Annotated in this window: 8 protein-coding genes and 1 other RNA gene; 2 read left to right on the top strand and 7 right to left on the bottom strand. The window is 55.5% G+C overall.

Annotated elements, in window-relative coordinates; genetic code table 11:
* Positions 1–103: 103 nt before the first annotated feature.
* From ssrA to smpB, 6 genes are all read right to left on the bottom strand, one after another.
* Positions 104–467, bottom strand: a transfer-messenger RNA (tmRNA) gene (ssrA, locus tag BZK42_RS25045).
* 72 nt (positions 468–539) lie between these two features.
* A complete protein-coding gene (locus BZK42_RS25040) occupies positions 540–1,703 on the bottom strand; it encodes a beta-barrel domain-containing protein (RefSeq protein WP_085951071.1) in 1,164 nt (387 codons plus the stop codon).
* A gap of 7 nt (positions 1,704–1,710) precedes the next feature.
* A complete protein-coding gene (locus BZK42_RS25035; RefSeq protein ID WP_080860770.1) occupies positions 1,711–3,897 on the bottom strand; it encodes a type I secretion system permease/ATPase in 2,187 nt (728 codons plus the stop codon).
* On the bottom strand, positions 3,894–5,303 hold the full coding sequence (locus BZK42_RS25030) for a TolC family outer membrane protein (RefSeq protein ID WP_046275995.1): 1,410 nt from the start codon (positions 5,301–5,303) through the stop codon (positions 3,894–3,896). The genes BZK42_RS25035 and BZK42_RS25030 overlap by 4 nt, the downstream gene beginning before the upstream one ends.
* A 100-nt stretch (positions 5,304–5,403) precedes the next feature.
* Positions 5,404–16,716 carry a BapA/Bap/LapF family large adhesin gene (locus BZK42_RS25025; protein WP_080860768.1) on the bottom strand — a complete coding sequence of 3,771 codons (11,313 nt, stop codon included), beginning with the start codon at positions 16,714–16,716 and terminating at the stop codon, positions 5,404–5,406.
* A gap of 581 nt (positions 16,717–17,297) precedes the next feature.
* Positions 17,298–17,780, bottom strand: coding sequence for an SsrA-binding protein SmpB (gene smpB / locus BZK42_RS25020; protein ID WP_003031211.1), 483 nt, complete (start codon positions 17,778–17,780; stop codon positions 17,298–17,300).
* A 154-nt stretch (positions 17,781–17,934) separates the two neighbouring features.
* Here smpB and ratA point away from each other — a divergent pair, with 154 nt between their 5' ends.
* Together ratA and BZK42_RS25010 are read left to right on the top strand one after the other, a co-directional pair.
* On the top strand, positions 17,935–18,378 hold the full coding sequence (gene ratA, locus BZK42_RS25015; RefSeq protein WP_003031213.1) for a type II toxin-antitoxin system toxin RatA: 444 nt from the start codon (positions 17,935–17,937) through the stop codon (positions 18,376–18,378).
* Positions 18,362–18,658, top strand: a complete 297-nt coding sequence (locus BZK42_RS25010; RefSeq protein ID WP_003839823.1) for an RnfH family protein — start codon at positions 18,362–18,364, stop codon at positions 18,656–18,658. Before ratA ends, BZK42_RS25010 begins: the two co-directional genes overlap by 17 nt.
* A gap of 50 nt (positions 18,659–18,708) precedes the next feature.
* Here the strand turns inward: BZK42_RS25010 and bamE are convergent, their stop codons facing one another.
* Entirely contained in the window at positions 18,709–19,053 is a 345-nt protein-coding gene (gene bamE, locus BZK42_RS25005; RefSeq protein WP_003826401.1) for an outer membrane protein assembly factor BamE, read from the bottom strand.
* Positions 19,054–19,118: the final 65 nt, after the last annotated feature.

Genomic DNA, 19,118 nt, shown 5'->3' with positions numbered 1-19,118 from the left:
TTCACGTGCATGTTTTTGTCTTTTCTCGGTCTGCCTGCTGTCTGGTCAGTGTCCGTAAGTGGCTGTTTTTATTGCCGCTGTCCGGTTGCAGTCCTATCAAAAGTGGTGGAGCTGGCGGGAGTTGAACCCGCGTCCGAAATTCCTACATCCTCGGTACTACATGCTTAGTCAGTCTTTACATTCGCCTGGCACCTGCGGACAGACACGCCACTACCAGACTAGCCTGATTAGATTTAACGCTTCAACCCCAGGCAGGGCCTCCACGCGATCTCTTTTGGGTTTGACCTCTCTTTGATCCCCGTCTTAAGAGCGGAAGCTAGGGAGAGAGGGCTCAGAGCAGGTTATTAAGCTGCTAAAGCGTAGTTTTCGTCGTTTGCGACTATTTTTTTGCGGCTTTTTACGAGGCCAACCGCCCCTCGGCATGCACCTTGGGTTTCGCGAATCCCGTCGAATCCAGAATCAGCCCCAATGTGTTAGAGCAAGTATAACAGACTTGTGACACGCGTGACCAGCCCCCGCAACCCCTAATCCTCAAGGATTTACCGCTCACGCAGCGCTTCTTTTGCGCGATTAAAAGGTTTGATTAAATAGTCGACGATGGTTTTTTCACCTGTTTTTATATCCACTGTGGCAATCATTCCCGGTACGATGGAGAAATGGCGTCCCAGTTTGTTCTGTAAGAAGTCCTGATGGGTGCGGATAAACACGCGGTAGTAGAATATTTCCGGTTTCACTTTGTCTTGAATAGTGTCCGGGGAAATAGTTTCGACTACGCCTTCCAGACCGCCGTAAATCGCGTAGTCATAAGCGGTTATCTTCACCAGCGCCCGCTGGCCGGGGTGGATGAAAGCGATATCGCGCGGAGACAGGCGAGTTTCAATCAGCAGATGATCGTCCAGCGGTACAATCTCCATCATCTCGCCATTGGGCGGGATAACGCCGCCAATGGTAGTGACCTGGATGTTTTTCACAATACCGCGCATCGGCGCACGCACGGTCAGGCGGGTGACGGAATCCTCGCGTCCTTTCAAAATAGCCGCCAGCATATCCACTTCGGCATTGGCTTTTGACAGCGCTTCCCGCGCTTGCACGAAGTATTGTGAGCGCAGATCGGTGATTTTTAATCCTAAATCGCTTTTTTGTCGTTGCAGACGCAGCACTTCAACGTGGCTGGCGGCACCACTTTTTTCCAGCCGTTGGGTTATGGCCAGCTCTTTATTTACCGAGACCAGCGCATCCTGCAGTTCTGCCATAGAATCAGCGAGCTGCGCGCGGCGGCTTTTATACAAGCGCGTTTCGGAGGCGATGAGATCCGGCCAGGCGCGTAGTGAAGCGGGAAAAACGAGCGGCAGATCGTTAACTTCGGCATTGAGCCTTGCGCTGGAAGCCAGTGAAGCGCGATAGCGGGCGGCGCTCTCCCCAACGTTGGACTCAGAGCGAGTGGGGTCGAGGCGCGCGACAATCTGATTAGCCTGTACTTTATCTCCTTCGCGTACCGTGAGTTCGGCGAGAATGCCGCCATCCAGCGACTGCAATACCTGCTCGCGCGAGCTGGGGATTACCTTCCCGCTGCCGGTCGAGACTTCATCCAGTTTGCCGAAATATGCCCAGATACCCAGGACGGCAAACAGCAGTGTGCTGAGCAGAATAATGCGGCTGGCCCCGGAGAAACGGTGCTCGCGGCGGATATCGAGGTCGTCCATGGCAGCGTCATGCGGATTGGTTTTCATTTTTCCACTCCCGACCGTGAGTAGGGGCTGGTGCCCGGCTCGCATTCAGCGCCTGCGCTTTCGGGGCATCCATGACCAGTTGACCTTCTTTTAACACCACTACGCGCTCGACCAGCTCCAGAACCGGTACGCGATGGGTGGCGACAATCAATGTTCGGTTGCCCAGCCACTGGTTCAGGCGCTGAATAAACTCTCGTTCGGTATGTTCATCCAGCGAGGCGCTGGGTTCGTCGAGCAGCACGATATTGGGCGATCGCAGCAGCATTCTTGCCAGCAGGATCGACTGCCGTTGTCCACCGGACAGGCCGTTGCCGCCCTCCATAATGGGGTGCGCCAGCCCTTTGGCGAGTTGTTTAACGAAAGCCGCCGCGCCGCTGACCTCCAGTGCTTCGAAGATCTGCCCGTCGCTGGCATGCGGTGCGCCGAGGGTCAGGTTCTCGCGCAGGGTGCCGAAAAACAGCCGCGCATTCTGACTGAGAAAACCGATATTGCGGCGTAAATCGGCCATATCGATCTGCGCCAGACTCAGGTTATCGAGTCGGACATCGCCCTGGATAATCTCCACGCCGCCCGCCATGGCCTGTAGCAGCGTTGATTTCCCGGCGCCGTTACGCCCGAGGATCGCCACCCGTTCACCGGGCATGACCTCCAGACGTGAGATGCGCAGCGGAACGCGTTGATCGTCGCTGTGGTAGCGAAAGTGCGCGTTTTCAAACAGATAATGGCCGTGAAAAATCTCCTGATGCACACGGTCTTCATCGTACTGCGTTTCGGCGGGAAGCTGCATGATGCTGTCTAACCCCATCTTCGCCGCCTTGACCTGCTGCCAGCGGGCCAGCACGCCGCACAGGTTCGCCATCGGGGCAATCATTCTGGAACCGAGCATCGACGCGGCCACCACCGCCCCGGTGGTCATTGTGCCTTCAATGACCATCGGCGCGCCGAACATAATGATGGCGGCGTAGACCAGGCTTTGTACCGACATGCCCCAGCCAATCAGCCCCTGAGTCAGCTTGCGCGTGCGCAGCCCGGACTCTCCGGTAATACGGATGTAGCTGTTCCACTGCTGTAAAAAGCGGTTTTCCGCCTGCATCAGCTTGATATCTTCCAGCCCCTGAACGCTCTCGACCAGCACCGCGTTGCGCAGGGTGGATTCATGCGCTGCCTGGTTGGCGAGTACCGCCAGTTTCTTCTGTAACAGCAAACCGGGCAGGATCATCAGCAGGGCCGCGACGGGGGCTATCCACGCCAAGGGCGGGGCGATAAAGGCCAGCACCACGATAAACAAAAAGAAAAACGGTAGATCGACAATCGTCGACAGGGTCGAGGAGGTGATCATCTCGCGAACCTGTTCCAGCTCGCGCAGTTGAGAAATAAAGCTCCCCGTCGAGCGGGGAACGGCGCTGTTGCGCAGCCGCAATGCGTGGCTGAACACGCGATCGGAAATGCGCATATCAGCGCGTTTGCCGAGCAGGTCCATTATGTGGGTACGCGCTTCGCGCAGCAAAAAGCCAAACAGCACCGCCACCAGAACGCCGGTGGAGAGAACATACAGCGTTGGATAAGACTGGGCGGGGATCACCCGATCATAGACCTGCATCGAAAAGATAATCCCGGCAAGCGACAGGACGTTAATCAGAAAGGCGGCAACCATGACCGGCAGGTAAGGGCGGATGTCCTGTAACACCAGTTCGCGCATCCAGTCGGGCCTGAAGCGCGAAATATAGCGGTCTACCCGACTGTCCTTCAGCGCTGACAGCGGGCGCAGCGCAGTAATGCTCACGAGCTCCGGCAGAAGTTCTGCAACTGTGAGTCGGTTACGCTGGCCCTCTTCGGCGATGATAAAAACATCCAACGCATCTTCACCGTTGAAATGTTCTATCACCATCAGTTGGCCGTCGCGCAGTTCCGCCACCACCGGCAGACGCCACTGGCCGAATGCCTGCGTGGCGGTATCCAGCGCATGAAATGACAGCCCCGCCTGACGCGCCAGCTGCGACAGGGCCATAGCTCGGCTTTTTCCCGCAAACCACGGGGCGTTGGCCTGGATTGCGCCGGGCGAACAGGCAACGCGATAGTGGCTGGCAATATGCGTCATCGCCAGCGCCCACAGGCTCAGGGCGTGTTCGCCAATCGCATCTTCCGCATGTGTATCGACGTCGCTCATAGCTTTATCTCCACCGATTGAATACTGCGGTTATTTAAGGCGAACGCCTGGCGAAGCGATCCGGTGTTATAGAGGCAGTTCAACTGGAGCTGGCGCAGCTGGTTTTGAGTCTGGAGTTCAGCAAAACGGGCCTGATATACCTCCTGCTCGGCGTTAAGCACGTCGAGCAGTGGGCGTGACCCGAGGTCCAGATACTGCTGTTGATACAGCTCGCGCGTTTGTTCACTCAGCCGTTGCTGGCGACGCAGGATCTGCAGGGCAGTGGCGAGGCTCATCGCCTGGCTGCGGGATTCCAGTAATTTCTGCCGTACTTCAAGTCGGGTACGCTGGATGGAGTACTGTGCAGACTCCACCGCGTGACTGGCGGCGTTGCGTCTGGCGGTGAGTCCGCCCCCCTGATACAGCGGCATCTCGACTTTTACCCACGTGGAGTACTGGGTTTTATCGAGCACCTCATGGCTGGGGTATTTGTCGTTGAGATAGTGCTGAACCGACGGCTCGAGGGAGATAGTGGGCGTCATCTGCGCGTTGGCGTAATCGAGATTTGCCTGTGCCACATTCGCCTGCGCCCATGCCGCCAGCACCGCAGGAACCAGCTTATCGTCCGGTTTGACCACATCACAACTGCTGTCCAGTTTGACCGGAAATTCGTTGCTGATGCCGTTAAGCGAGTTCCAGCCGAGGAAGCTCATCAGCGTTGCCTTGCTGCTGTCGAGATTAGCCTGATACTGCGCCAACTGAGAACGTGCAGACTCGATACGCGCATCGGTTTGCACCACGTCGGATAGCGAGGTTGCCCCTTCATCATTGCGTTGACGGGTCAGCCGACCAATACCGTTCAAGGCGCTGAGCTGCTCTTCGGCGGCGTCCACCATTTGCTGCCACGTCTGCACCTGGACTATCGCGTTGGCGGTTGCGTGGGCGATGGTATCAATACTGAGTAACACATTCGCCTGCTGTTGTGCGGATCCGGCGGTTTCAGCACGGACCTGGCTTGCCACTTTGCCGAAGTCGTACAGCATTTGCGACACTGAAATAACCAGAGCCGGGCTAAAGCCGTGATCGGTGTAAGTATTGCTGTAACCGTTATTCATCCCGGCAGAAACCTGCGGGTAATATTTTGATTTCGCCACATCGATCTGCTCATTTTGTGAGAGCAGTTTGCCGATGGATTCACGAATAGAAGGATGCCAGCTCACGGCGCGACTCACCGCGTCGTTGAGCGTCAGGCTGCCGGGGGCGGCGGCGCTCAGCGGCAGATCGGCAACCGCGCCGTCCAGCGAGGGCAGCATCTGGCTGGTGGCCAGGCCTTCCGGCGTAATAATTTGCGGTTCATCTTCGGCATTCACCCGCAGGGTACAGAGCGTTAATGCCAGCAGTAAGGCAACAGGCGCGACATTTCTCATAGTTTATCCCTTACAAAATACGGCAGCGACGACTGTTATTGCCCCGGACGTCATGGCATCCGGGGCTGTAGTTATGGCGCTTTAACGTTATGCGTTAGCTTCAGGGCACAATGTGATTTTGTTGCACCAGCTCATCGAGCGTGGTGTGTACGTTCTCCAGCGTTATGAGATTGGTTGAGTGATAAGTGTTGCCCGTACCGTCGCGGTCGATGGCAATCACCGTGTTGTTACCGTTGGTGGTCACGGTGAGGTAGTTGCCGAGCGTAGCGTTCTGCCCGTTCCAGCCCACCAGCAGGTCGCCGATATCGATTTTGTCGCCCTGGGCCAGCGAGAAGTTGGTCCAGTTGTCGGTAGGTCCAACGCCAACATTGCCAACGTTACCACCGGTAGCGTCGTTGGCGTTGAGCAGGTGATAAATCAGCGTATCGCCGTAGACACTGCCGGTAAAACGATCGGCATCTACGGTGCTTACAACCTGCGGATTCATGTTGATGGTCAACGTAGCGGTATCGGTATGCCCATTCTGATCGTTTAGGGTGTAAGTAAATGTCTCTTTGGTGAGGATGGTGGAAAGTGAGACATCGCTGTTGAGGGCGTAGGTGTAATGACCATCAATGCCAATGGTCAGTTTGCCGTACAACCCGTTAATGATGGCGCTGGTCGTGCTGCTCAGCGGATCCAGCGTGGCGGTGCTACCGCCCGTGCCGCTCACCGTCAGCAAGGTATGCACGCTGGCAATATGGTCCCCGTCATAAATGTTGCCGGCGACGCTGTTTGCCGCGGACGTTTCGACGTTCTGCAGGTCGATTATCGTGCCTTTCACGCTAGGGGTGATGGTGATATTCCCCAGCCCTAAAGCCCCGACGCTGCCGGTGTAGTCGAGTCGATAGTTACCGGGGTGCAACATGATCCCCAAGGCAATATCGATATTGCCGCCAATAAGCAATCCACCGTTGAATGAGTTACTGGCAACCTTGACGTTGTTGCTGTCATACAGCGCCCAGGTGACGGTCAGTCCGCCCAGCGTCAGACCTGAAGCAACGTTAAAATGCAGTATGGCGTTTTGCACCGCCGTTCCCGTCGCGACCTCAATGACGCCAGTGCCATTTTGTGAGGTGGGAGAAAGGAGTTGGGCGTTCCAACTGGCGTTCCCGACGCTGTTGTCAGCAAACAATCTGGAGGTGTCCGCCTGCGTGGTGACCGCCATCGTGCTGCTGACGTCATTTACGGCGTCCAGCGGCTGCGGCGTTGGTTTGATATTCAGCGAGGCGCTGCCGGTATCGCCGTTTGGTGCTCTTACCTTATACACGAAGCTGTCCGGGGTGTTGATACCGTCGGCACCCAGTCCGCTTCTTAGCGTGTAGGTGTAGTTCCCCTTCGCATCGATAGTCAGCGTGCCGTACTGCCCATTAATAGTGGTAGTGCCCGTCCCGTTAACGACGATACCGTTTACTTCGGTGATAACGGTATTGGCCGGAGCCGAGTCGTTGACCAGCAGATTGCCATTGGTTGTCGCACTCAGGCTGTCGACGGCGTAGGTGTGATCGGCCTGAATATTCAGGGTATAGCTGGTCAGCAGCGTCAGGCCGCCGGAAGCGTTAAGCAGGAACAGATAATCGCCACCCGGTAGCGTAATGGTATACGCTGACGAACTTCCGCCCAGTAGGGCAGTGACCCAGTTTGGCTGTACCCGGTACTGCTCATACTGCTGAATTGACTCGTTGAAGCGATAAACATAGAGATCGAAGCCGCCAAGCGTCACGCCGAGAACATTAGCCTGTACGGTCAGCGTGCGGGTTGCGCCATCGTCAACGTTGAACTTAATCGGGTTAGTCAGACCGTTGACCAGACTGACGTCCAGCACATTGCCGAGTCCGACGCTGGCGAGCGTGAAGCCGGTTTGTTGTGAAGGCAAGTGGTCAACCGCGATGACCTGCGTTCCGTAAGTCAGCACTGCTGCATCGTCTGCCGCGGTTACCGTGCTGGTGGTTGGGGCCTGACCGAGCGTTACCACCAGTTTTGCCGAGGAGTGATCGCTGCCATGCGTCAGCGTGTAGGTGAAGCTTTCGGAACGTCCATACACTGAGATTGACGTATTGGTCAGAGTATAGGTGTAGCTACCGTTCTGATTGATATGCAGGATGCCGTATTTTCCCTGAACATCAATGCCGCCCGCCGGGATATTCACGACGTTGCCGTTACCGTCGGTGATGGCGGTGACCAGCGTGCCGGAAGGCGCATTATCCTGCCCGTTGGCGGGATCGGTATCCGTGATGATGTTCCCGGATTCCGTGGTACCGCCGATGATGGTCCCTGCGCTGGCTTTTACCACTGAGACATCAAGGCTGGTGTATGCCCCGGTCGCCAGCAGGTTGGTGTTGTAACTGACCACGCGGTAATCACCGCCAGTCAGTCCGCCGTAATTGAGCGTTACGCCCGAGGCGCCCAGGGTGAGCAGGCTGGCGAAGTCTGGTTTCCCGGTATCCACCACCGTTACCCAGGCATTCAGCCCGGTGTCAAAGCGCTGGATAACGACTTCAAGCGTGTTTAACAGCGACAGCACCACGCCGGTCGCGGCGGCATTGATCGTAATGGACCCGCTGCCGCCAGAAGCGATGCTGAAATTAACGCTTGCCGTATCGTTCCCCAGCACGTTGGCGACATTCCCCAAGGCATTAACCAGCAGGAAACCATAATCGCTTTGATGATCGGTGCTGACGATAACATCGGTTTGCAGAGGCAGGCTGGTGACGTTGTCTTCAGCCAGCAGTGGCAATACCGGTGCGATAGCGCTTGTCGGCGATGAGGTATTGCCCGCCGCATCGGTCGCTGTGGCGGACAGCGACTGGCCTTCAATCTGGCGAACCGGCAGGTTGACGCTGTAGACACCGCTGCTGTTGGCGATTGCCGTCACGCTGGTGCCGCCGGGCAGGGAGATAGTGACCGTGCTTCCCGCTTCGGCGACGCCGCTGACGGTGCCGCCATCGGCGCTGATCAGTATCGTTGGCGCGGTCGGTGGCGTGGTGTCCACAATCACGCTGAACGAACTGGACAACCCGCTTGCGCCGTTGGCGTTTGTTGCAGTGGCGGTAAACGCGTGGTTACCTTCGCTGAGCGCCCCGGATGGGGTAAAGCTCCAGATCCCGTTACCGTCTGCGGTCGTGGTGCCCATTAGCACGCCGTTGTTGTACAGGCTGACGATGGCGTTAGCCTGCGCCGTTCCGCTGAGCGTTGGCAGCGTATCATTGGTTGTTTTGCCGGGGGCGACGGGCCCCGTGATCGTACCGACGTCATCGAGAACGGTGGCAATAACCGGCGCAGGCGGTACGCCAGTAAACGGTGCCAGAACGTTACCCGCCGTGCCGATGTTGCCTGCGGCATCCTGGGCGCTGACCTGCAGCGTTTGCCCACTGATTTGCGGTGGGTTCAGCGTGAAGGTGAAATTACCGGAGGCGTTGGCGGTTGCCGTGCCGAGCACCGTTCCACCGCTGGAGGTAATAATGACCGTGCTGTTTGGCTCGGCAACGCCGGTGAGCGTGGTACCGTTGGCGTTTACCGCCAGCCCTGTAGGAATGCCCGGGGCGACGGTATCGACCACGATCGCTGCCGCAGACGATATGCCACTGGTATTACCCGCACTGTCCGTTGCGGTGATGGTAAAGGAGTGGGTACCTTGTGCCAGCGCGGTGGTTGGGGTGTAACTCCAGTTGCCGCTGCCGTCCGCTGTCACGCTGATGATAAAGCTGCCGTTATCGTAAATATCGACCCGCGCGTTGGCTTCTGTGGTGCCGCTTAACGTTGGGCGTGCGTCGTTGGTTGGCTGATTAGCGCCAATCGCCCCGGTGTTTGGCCCGACGTCGTCAATAATGCTGCTGATTGAAGGCCGAGTCGGCGCCGTGGTGTCGACCACCACGCTAAAGCCGGCCGTCGCACTGCTGGTGTTGCCCGCCGCATCTGTTGCGGTGACGGTGAAGGTGTGCGATCCATTCGTCAGCGGCGTAGTTGGGGTAAACGACCAACTGTTATTATTTTGCACCAGCGCCGTACCCAGCAGGGTGCTTCCATCATAGATGCTGACGGTGCTGCCTGCCTCGGCGGTACCGTTCAGCGTCGGGCGCGCATCGTTGGTCAGTTGTCCGTTGTTGAGTGCCGCATTGAACACGCCGCCTGCGATATCATCCACCACTGAGACCAGCAGCGGGGCGGATGGCGCAATGGTGTCGACATTAATAATAAACCCGCCGGAGGTGGGACTTACGTTTCCGGCGGCATCGGTGGCGATAGCGGTAAACACATGCTGACCGTTACCCAGCGCGGCAGGCAGATATTCCCAGGTGCCGTCTATCGCCGCAGTTACCGTTGCCAGCAGTGTGCCATTATCGTAGATGGCTACCCGGGCACCGGCTTCCGCCGAGCCGTTGAGTACGGGACGGGTGTCGTTGGTAAAGGCCCCGCTCGACAGCGTTCCGGTTCCCGGTAGCACGTCATCAAAAGCCTGGATAATCGTTGGCGCAAGCGGGGCGACGGTATCAACAACGATGTTAAATCCAGCGGACGTGGGGCTGACGTTTCCGGCAGCGTCGGTGGCTGTCACTGTCAGCGCGTGGTTACCGTTGCCGAGCTCTGTTCCTGGCGTGAAGCTCCAGGCGCCCGTGCCATCTGCTGAGGTAAAGCCGATAAACGATCCGTTATCGTAAACTCTTACCGTGGCATTGGCTTCAGCCGTGCCGCTTAGCGTCGGGAGTGGATCGTTCGTGGCCTGACCGTTGTTCAGATTACCGATCAGCGGGCCGACATCATCTGCAACCTGAGTAATCGCTGGCGTACCAGGCAACACGGTATCCACGATAAGCGCGAAGCTATTGGATGGCTGGCTGGTATTACCGGCGCTGTCGGTGGCGGTGACGGTCAGCGTATGCGGACCGTTACTGAGTGCATCCGTTGGGGTTAAGCTCCAGGTGCCGTTTGCCCCAACGGTGGTGGTGCCGATGTGCTGACCATCGCTCAGGACGGTAATGGTCGCGCCAATTTCACCGGTGCCGCTCAGGGCCGGACGGGATTCATTCGTGGTCTGCCCGTTGGTTATCGGGCCTGTTGTCGGTGCGGTGCTGTCCTGAACTGAGCTGATGACCGGGATTGACGGGGCAACTGAGTCCAGCTCAATAGTAAACGATGATGATACTCCGCCGGAGTTACCTGCCTGATCGGTGGCAACGGTGGTGAATATATGTTGTCCCTGTCCCAGTGGTGCATCCGGTGTGAAGCGCCAGTTGCCTGACTCGTCCACCTGCGCTGTACCGATGGCGACGCCGTTATCACGGATCGTGATGATGGTGCCGATCTCGCCTTTGCCGTTCAGCGTAGGCTGCGCATCGTTTGTCAGTTGTCCGTTGGTCAGCGCTGTATTGCCAGGCTGATCGTCAATTACGGAGGTAATGGTCGGTGCCGCTGGCGGCAGCGTGTCGACGACAACCACAAACGGTGGCGTTGCCGGGCTGATATTGCCCGCGCCATCTGTGACGGTGGCAGTCAGCGAGTGGCTGCCTTCACCGAGGGCAGGCGCAGGCGTAAAGCTCCAGTTGCCGTTTTCATCGCTGATGGTTGTGCCAATGACCGCCCCGTTATCGCGGATGGTAACAAGCGAATCCGCCTCGGTAACGCCAGCAAGCGTTGGGGTATTATCGTTGGTCAACTGCCCGGAGGTCAGGATTTGGGTTGTACCAACGTTGTCTGTGACTGTCACAATAGAGGGGGCATTCGGCACCAGGGTATCGACAATGATCTGGAAATCACCGGATGGATCTCCCTGGTTGCCTGCGGCATCTGTTGCGCGAGCGGTAAAGATATGGTCGCCTTCTCCCAGCGGAGCGGTCGGGGTAAAACTCCAGAATCCGTTGCTGTTTACCGTGGTAGTGGCATAAGCGATGCCATTATCGTAAAGGGTGATGGTTGCCCCCGCTTCGCCGGTTCCGTTAAACGTCGGGCGTGAATCGTTGGTAATTTGCCCTTTATCCAACGATCCGGTGCCGGGGGCAATATCGTCAATAATACTGGTGATAGTTGGCACCTGCGGGGGCGTGGTGTCGATGGTGATTGCGTAGTTGGGCGACAGACCACTTGGGGTACCGTCCACCGTTTGTGAAACCGTGAAGTTATAGGTAATGCCGTTAGTCAGCGCAGTGGGTAGCTGATAACTCCATGCGCCAGACACGGCATCGGCGGTTATCGTGGCGATGGATGCGCCATTTTGATAGATAGTCACCGATGCCCCTGCAGTGGCGGTCCCTTGCAGCAGCGGTAAGGTGTCGTTGGTGGTTTTACCGTTGCCAATCACCCCCATGATGGGCGCGATGTCATCAACGATCTCAAGAGTCGGTGGATGCGGAACGCTGGAGGTAGCGGCGTTAAACGTTGTAGGGTCGCTTTGATTTCCGGCGGGGTCCTGAGCGATGGCATTGAGCGCCTGACCGGTTGTTTGCGCTGGCGAAATGGTGACAGCAAAGTTACCAGAACCGTCTGCCACCCCCTGGCCGAGAATGGTGTTACCGCTGCGAATAATCACGGTGCTGCCTTCTTCGGCCGTACCGCTTACCAGCGTCCCGTTAGGATCTACGCTGGTAACCGTAGGCGTTGCAGGCGGCTGGGTATCGACAATCAACGTCAGCGGGTTATCTGCAGCCAGTGAGTTACCTGCGGCATCCACTGCGCCGAACGTCAGTGTGTGAGTGACGTTCGGCGTGAGGGGAACATCCACACTCCAGGTGCCGTTCGCGGCCACGGTGGCAGTAGCAACAGGATTACTACCCTCATAAATAAGCACGGTACTGCCAGGTGTGCCGGTCCCGCTAATGGTCGGGGAGGTATCGTCCGTGACGCTGCCACTGGTTAGCGAACCGGTAAAGATTCCAACGTTATCCTGGATATCCGTTACCTGCGGCAACGTCAGCTTCGTGTTGTTAACCGTAAACGAAATACTGTTTGAATTGCTGCTGATGTTACCTGCCGGATCGGTTGCGGTAGCGCTTAACGTGTAGCTTCCGTTCGCCAGCGCAGTCCCTGGCGTAATACTCCAGGTTCCGCCAGCCACCGTTGTAGTACCGATTACCGTCCCCCCGTTATACAGGGTGATGGTATCCCCGTCTGTGCCAGTACCGCGAATGGTTGGCGTGGTGTCATCAGTCACGGCATCTGGCGCAAGGTCGCCCGTGGCGTCACCGACATTATCGTTGGCGGCGCTAATCACCGGAGGTGCAGACGGCGTCGTGTCGATGTTCAGTGTTATGGCGTTAGATGGCAGGCTGACGTTGCCTGCTGGATCGGTTGCGGTGAGAGTTACCTGATAACTACCAGGAGCAACCGGTGCTGACGGAGTGAAGCTCCAGGTACCGTCTGCACCTACTGTTGCTGTTCCCTGCAATGGGGGAGTACCAGCAAGATAGAGGGTAATCAGATCCCCGACGTTCCCCGTGCCGCTAAAGGTTGGCGTGGTGTCATTGGTGTTGCCATTAGTGACCACACCCGTTACCGGAGCCACATCGTCGGTAATGATTGGCGCGGCTGGTTGTGCGGGAGGCGTATTGTCTACTGTCAGAGTAAAGCTTGCCGATGGGATCCCCGTGTTGCCCGCGACGTCAGTCGCCGTGGCGGTAAATTTATGCGGTCCGTCGGCGAGTGAGGTTGGGGTAAATGTCCAGGTGCCGTCTGGCTGTACGGTGACGGTGCCAATAGAACCGCCATTATCATAAATCGTAATCTTCGCGCCGGGCTCGCCGATTCCGGAGAGTTCGGGATTCGAGCTCTTGGTACTGCTGCCGTTATTCAGCGTTTGTAGATTTGTCCCAATCAGACCTTCTGCAGAGCTGATAACCGGGGCAACTGGTGGGGTGGTATCAATCGTCAGCGTAAAGTTCCCGGCATTGCTGGCGTTGCCTGCAGCGTCCGTGGCGATAGCGGATAAATTGTGTGCGCCTTCACTGAGCGGTTGGCTGAGTTGAATACTCCAGGTGCCGGCGGGTAAAACCGTTGTGCTGCCAATTGGCGTGGAACCCTCATAGAGGGTGATTGTAGAACCGGCTATTCCGGTTCCTTTCAGCTCTGGTAAGGTATCGTTTGAACGGCTTCCGGAAAGCAGATCGATCGGCGCATTCCCAACGTCGTCGGTGGCAGCCAAAATGACAGGATCGCCTGGCGGTTGAGTATCTACGGTAACGCTGACCACAGTGGGTGAGGTGATGACATTACCGGCGGCATCGGTTGCCGATACCGTAAACTGATGAGTGCGATCGCTGAGCACCTGATTTCCCGGAACGGTATAGCTCCAGGTGCCTGAACTGTCGACAAGAATAACCGTCATCAACAGACTGCCATCGTACAGGCTCACCAGTGAACCTGGTTCACCGGTACCCGAGAGGGTTGGCGTGTTATCGTTGGTGACCCAACCGTTATTTGCAACGTTGCCCGTAATGCTGCCAACATCATCGTTAACCAACGTTATTACTGGAACGGTTGGGGCGATGCTATCGACAATAATTTTCCAACTGGCGGCGCTGCTGGTGTTGTTGGCAGCGTCTGTTGCCGTCACCGTAAATACGTGCGCGCCCTGGCTTAGTGCTGCGGTGGGCGTATAGTTCCAGTTACCGTTGTTATCAGCGTTAACGGTCGCAAGCAGGGTGCCATTATCATAAATTTTGACCCGCGAACCTGCTTCGGCGATGCCTTCAATTTTCGGTTTATCGTCGTTGGTTAACCCATTGTTATTGATGGGGCCAGTGAAATCGTCAACATCATCAGTAACGGCAATAATAACTGGCTGGTTTGGTGCAGTGATATCCGGAGCCAACGCGGAGGTAGGCTGACTCTCGTTATTGCTGCTGTCCGTTGCGGTGACTTTTACCGTTTCGCCGTTCTTTTGCGACGGCGCTATAGACACGGTGAAATTGCCGCCGCTGTCAGCCTGGCCTATGCCAATCGGGTTACCGTTGCTGTCTTTAACGGTGACGGTGCTTCCCGCTTCAGCATGTCCGCTTACAGAACCGCCGTCTCCGGCGACGGTGACGCCGGTTGGCGCATCAGGTGCGGTGGTGTCCGGTGCGGTGACAGAGGCGTTGTCGCCCTTGTTGCCTGCGGTGTCGGTCGCATTTGCCGTAAGGGTCTCGCCGTTGGTTTGCGGCGGAACCAGCGTTGCGGTGAAATCCCCATCCGTATCGGCAGTTGCCGTACCAATGATATTGCCATCTGGATCCAGAATATTGACCGTACTGTTGGGTTCGGCTTTGCCGGTGACCTGGTCGCCAGTGCCATTAACTAGCAGGTTTGTTGGGGGCTGTGGCGCGGTAATGTCTGGTGCAAGCGCCGTTTCTGGCAGGCTTGGGTTTCCTGCCGGATCGGTTGCGATGGCTTCAATGGTTTCGCCATTGGTCTGTGGTGGGTTAATGGTGATGGTAAATGAGCCGTCCGTTCCGGCGACGCCGCTGCCGATCTGAGTTCCGCCACTGCCGGTGATAACCACGGTATTACCTGGATCGGTCGTTCCGGTGACGACAGTCCCATCCGCAGATACGTTGAGATCATCAGGTGGCGACGGTGGCTGGGTGTCGATGCTGATATTGAACGCTGGTGACATGCCTCCTGTACCTGACTGGTTTGTCGCGGTGGCGGTGAAGGCGTGTAAGCCGTCCTGCAAATTGGTGTTGGAGGTCCAGGTCCAGTTGCCGCTGGCATCAGCTAGCACGCTTATGACAAACACCCCATTGTTATAAATGTTAACCGTGCTGTTGGCGTCGGCAGTGCCAGAGAGCGTGGGGGTATTATCGTTGGTGGCCTGATTATTGCTCAATGGTCCGGTTGATGGGGCAAAATCATCCATTATGCTGACGATAACAGGCACGCCCGGGTAGCCAGAGTTGGTGGCATTGAAAGAGGTATCTGGCCCGATGTTGCCTGCCTGGTCCTGAATTTTCGCGATCAGCGCTTCACCGTGCGTCTGTGAGGGCGAAATCGCGATGACGAAATTGCCGGTTTGACCGACCGTTGTTGAACCCAAAACCTGATTATTACTGCCGATGATAATGACCAGGCTTCCCGCCTCAGCGCTACCGGTTACCGTTGTACCTTCCGGATTAACGGAGGAAATGACTGCGGCTGCAGGCGGGGTGGTATCAACGGTGAATGTCGGCACGCGCGTTTCCGCGCTTACGTTACCCGCGGCGTCAGTTTGCGTCAGCGTCAGATTGTGAACACCATCGCTGAGCGGAATGTCTGGTGTAAATGTCCAGTTCCCATTGTCATCCACCCGGACCATGCCGATCAGAATGCCGTTATCAGAAATGCTGATGAAACTACCTACTTCGCCTGTACCAGTGAGCGTCGGCGTAGCATCGTCGGTTACGCCGTTATTGGCGATAAAGCCGGTAATGGAACCGACATTGTCGGTTTCCTGAGTGACCACGGGGGCGTCGGGGGCAAGCGAATCGACAATAATTTCCCAACTGTCCGACATGCCGCTGCTGCCAGCACCGTTTGAAGCGCTGACGGTAAACTGGTGTGTGCCGTCTGCCAGAGGAGAGGATGGCGTAAACGACCAGTTGCCGTTGGCATCGATTGTGACCTGGCCTATTTCGACGCCGTTATCAAAAATATGTAATGTGGCATTCGCGGGGCCGGTGCCCTGGAGTGTCGGCGTATTATCGTTGGTGGATTCCTGCTGATTGACAGGGCCAGTAATCAGGTCCTGGTTATCGATTATGCTGGTGATAACGGGGACGTCTGGCCTGTTAGGAGTTGTCGTTGGCGGTGTGCCGCCATCACCGTCACCGTCGCCATCACCGTCGCCATTACCGTTACCGTTACCGTTACCGTTACCGTTACCGTTACCGTTACCGTTACCGTTGCCGCCGTTGCCATTGCCGCCGCTACCATTGCCGTTCCCGGCATTACCGTTTCCAGCGCTACCGTTTCCAGCGTTACCGTTTCCAGCGTTATTATCACTCCCACCGCCGCCGCCACCACCCGCAGCGAGGCCAATCCCGCCAGCGACAGCGATCCCGCCAAGAACCCACGGCCAGACGGCGCCGCCTTCATGACTGCCTTCGGCCGTCATCAGCGGTGTGAGATCGTCCAGGTGCTGGAAATGGAATGCTCCGTCAGTATCCTGAACCCACCACAGTGCGCCATTACTGTCCTCCAGAACAAGTTGGTTTTGCGCTTCGCCTTTTCCGAGGTAGAAATTTTTAATGGTGATGGTTTCACCTGAGCGGAGTGTGACAACCAGATCCTGATTAACGCGCGTGAGTTGACTCACCTCCTCACGCGACACAGACAGTTTCACGATAGAAGGTGAACTGAGCGTAACTTCAGAGGCTTCAACATTTGTGGAAACGCCAGTTAATTTTGATACAACGGCGAGTAGACGCATATGTTCACTCCTGATGGCATGCCGGGAGTATTAATCCGCAACAGCGCGTTGGGAAAATGAGCAGACAGGGGCTCCATTCATCATAAAGATGAATTTACACATGTAGTTTCATTGATTAGGTCACATAGATGTTAGTTTATTGATTAAATACGTCTGGGCCCTTTCGGCTGAATAGTTCTTTCGTATTAGATGATATAGTCAGAAAGAAAGTATTCTGCAACTTATCCATATTAAAAAAGTAATTAGTCATTTGAAAAGGATACTTTCCAGTTTGCTTTTAACGGTTGTTTTCATGGCAACTAATTGTATTTAAATGATTTTGTTTTTATTGAAATGAATGTCAATATAATAAACAATAGTAATAATAGTGTTATTAAATAAATGGAAATATGAATGCTATGGTCTTGAACTTTTATATTATTGGACTATAGACCGCAACGGTAATGACAGGGGGTTTATTTCATATCTGAACGATTCAGCATAAATAAACTATAAACTCGGTGAATGTATTGTGTGGGTTTCGATAACTAAAAAATAAGAACCAGTCTCAGGAGGAGAGACTGGTCACAGGGGAGTAGCATTTAGCGGCCAGCATTTTTCATGATACGCGCTTTATCTAACTGCCATTCGCGTTCTTTCACATCAGAGCGCTTGTCGTGCTGTTTCTTACCTTTCGCAACGCCAATTTTCACTTTGCACCAGGCATTCTTCCAGTACAACGAAAGCGCAACGACGGTATAACCATCACGATTCATACGACCATACAGGGAGTCGAGTTCACGCTGGTTTAACAACAGTTTACGGGTTCGGGTGGGGTCGCATACCACGTGTGTTGAGGCCACCGCCATCGGCGTGAAGTTGGCGCCAAACAGGAACGCTTCGCCGTCTTTGAGTATGACATAGCTGTCGCCGATGTTGGCTTTACCCGCGCGCAGGGATTTGACTTCCCAACCTTGCAGGGCGAGTCCTGCTTCGAACTCTTCTTCAATAAAGTATTCGTGTCGTGCGCGCTTGTTTAGCGCGATTGTGGCTGAGCCAGGTTTGTGTGCTTTTTTCTTCGTCATAATGCCGCTCAGTATAGGTAATCTGGAATCGAAAAACACCCCATTTCATCCAGCGGGGCGCAAGGCGCTATCTTAGCACGAGTTAGGCTATAGCGTTTTTTTTAGCGGGTGATAAATGGTATTATTTGTGTGATTGATATTGATGGGAATTGTTATGCCTCAGATTAGCCGGACCGCTTTAGTACCCTACAGTGCGGAACAGATGTATCAGCTAGTGAATGACGTTAAGTCCTATCCTCAGTTTTTGCCGGGTTGCACCGGTAGCCGCGTACTGGAGTCGACTCCGGGACAAATGACGGCCGCTGTGGATGTCTCGAAAGCAGGGATCAGTAAAACGTTCACCACGCGCAATCAACTGACCAGTAATCAGAGCATTCTGATGCATCTGGTCGATGGGCCGTTCAAGAAGCTGATTGGCGGCTGGAAGTTTACGCCACTGAGTCATGAAGCGTGTCGTATTGAATTTCACCTCGATTTTGAGTTCACCAATAAGTTAATCGAGCTGGCGTTTGGCCGTATCTTTAAAGAACTGGCTTCAAATATGGTGCAGGCCTTCACGGTTCGCGCGAAAGAGGTTTACAGTGTCAGCGTCGGCTAAAATTGTCGTTGAAGTGGCGTACGCGCTACCCGAGAAACAGTATTTACAGCGCGTAACGCTGCAGCAGGGCGCAACGGTGGAAGAGGCTATCCGCGCTTCCGGGCTGCTGGAATTACGTACCGATATCGATCTCAGTAAAAATAAAGTGGGTATCTACAGCCGTCCGGTAAAGCTTGCTGATGTTCTGCATGACGGCGATCGGGTGGAAATTTACCGGCCACTGATTGCTGACCCAAAAGAGCTGCGCAGACAGCGAGCAGAGAAATCCGCTAAAAAGTAACAGACAATAAAAAAGGTGCTCATTGAGCACCTTTTTTTGATCTCTCAAACCTACTTGTTATCGGTCAAAGCGGGTTTGTTATCAATGTTGGTCAATACGCCGCTGCTGTTAAAGGTCAGCGTCAGCGTTTGCTGGGTTACGCCTTCATGTCCAGGTTGCTGACGGAACACATAAAACCAGGTATTAGTGCCAAAAGGATCGGACATCATTGGGGTACCCAGAGCATAAGCAACCTGCTGTTGCGTCATACCCGTGCGCACTTTAGCGACATCGGTAGGTGTCAGATAATTTCCCTGGTTGATGTCAGGGCGGTAAACCACTCGCTCCAGAGTGGAACAGCCTGCAGTCAACATCAGTAGTACTGCTGCAGCAGCAGTCAGCGTTTTACAGCGCATAGTGATTTGATTCCTTTTCGGGCCCGAGCAGTACGCGGCTCATATGTAATATGCCGATGATAATA

This window comes from Citrobacter braakii (genome assembly GCF_002075345.1).
Lineage (GTDB): Bacteria > Pseudomonadota > Gammaproteobacteria > Enterobacterales > Enterobacteriaceae > Citrobacter > Citrobacter braakii.
The sequence above is the reverse complement of the archived record's forward strand: the minus strand, read 5'-3'. Positions and strand labels throughout refer to the sequence as shown.

Bases quoted from the DNA above. Each gene is read 5' to 3' on its own strand.
- BZK42_RS25040 (WP_085951071.1), bottom strand. From the start codon at position 1,703: ATGGACGACCTCGATATCCGCCGCGAGCACCGTTTCTCCGGGGCCAGC.
- BZK42_RS25035 (WP_080860770.1), bottom strand. From the start codon at position 3,897: ATGAGCGACGTCGATACACATGCGGAAGATGCGATTGGCGAACACGCC.
- BZK42_RS25030 (WP_046275995.1), bottom strand. From the start codon at position 5,303: ATGAGAAATGTCGCGCCTGTTGCCTTACTGCTGGCATTAACGCTCTGT.
- BZK42_RS25025 (WP_080860768.1), bottom strand. From the start codon at position 16,716: ATGCGTCTACTCGCCGTTGTATCAAAATTAACTGGCGTTTCCACAAAT.
- smpB (WP_003031211.1), bottom strand. From the start codon at position 17,780: ATGACGAAGAAAAAAGCACACAAACCTGGCTCAGCCACAATCGCGCTA.
- ratA (WP_003031213.1), top strand. From the start codon at position 17,935: ATGCCTCAGATTAGCCGGACCGCTTTAGTACCCTACAGTGCGGAACAG.
- bamE (WP_003826401.1), bottom strand. From the start codon at position 19,053: ATGCGCTGTAAAACGCTGACTGCTGCTGCAGCAGTACTACTGATGTTG.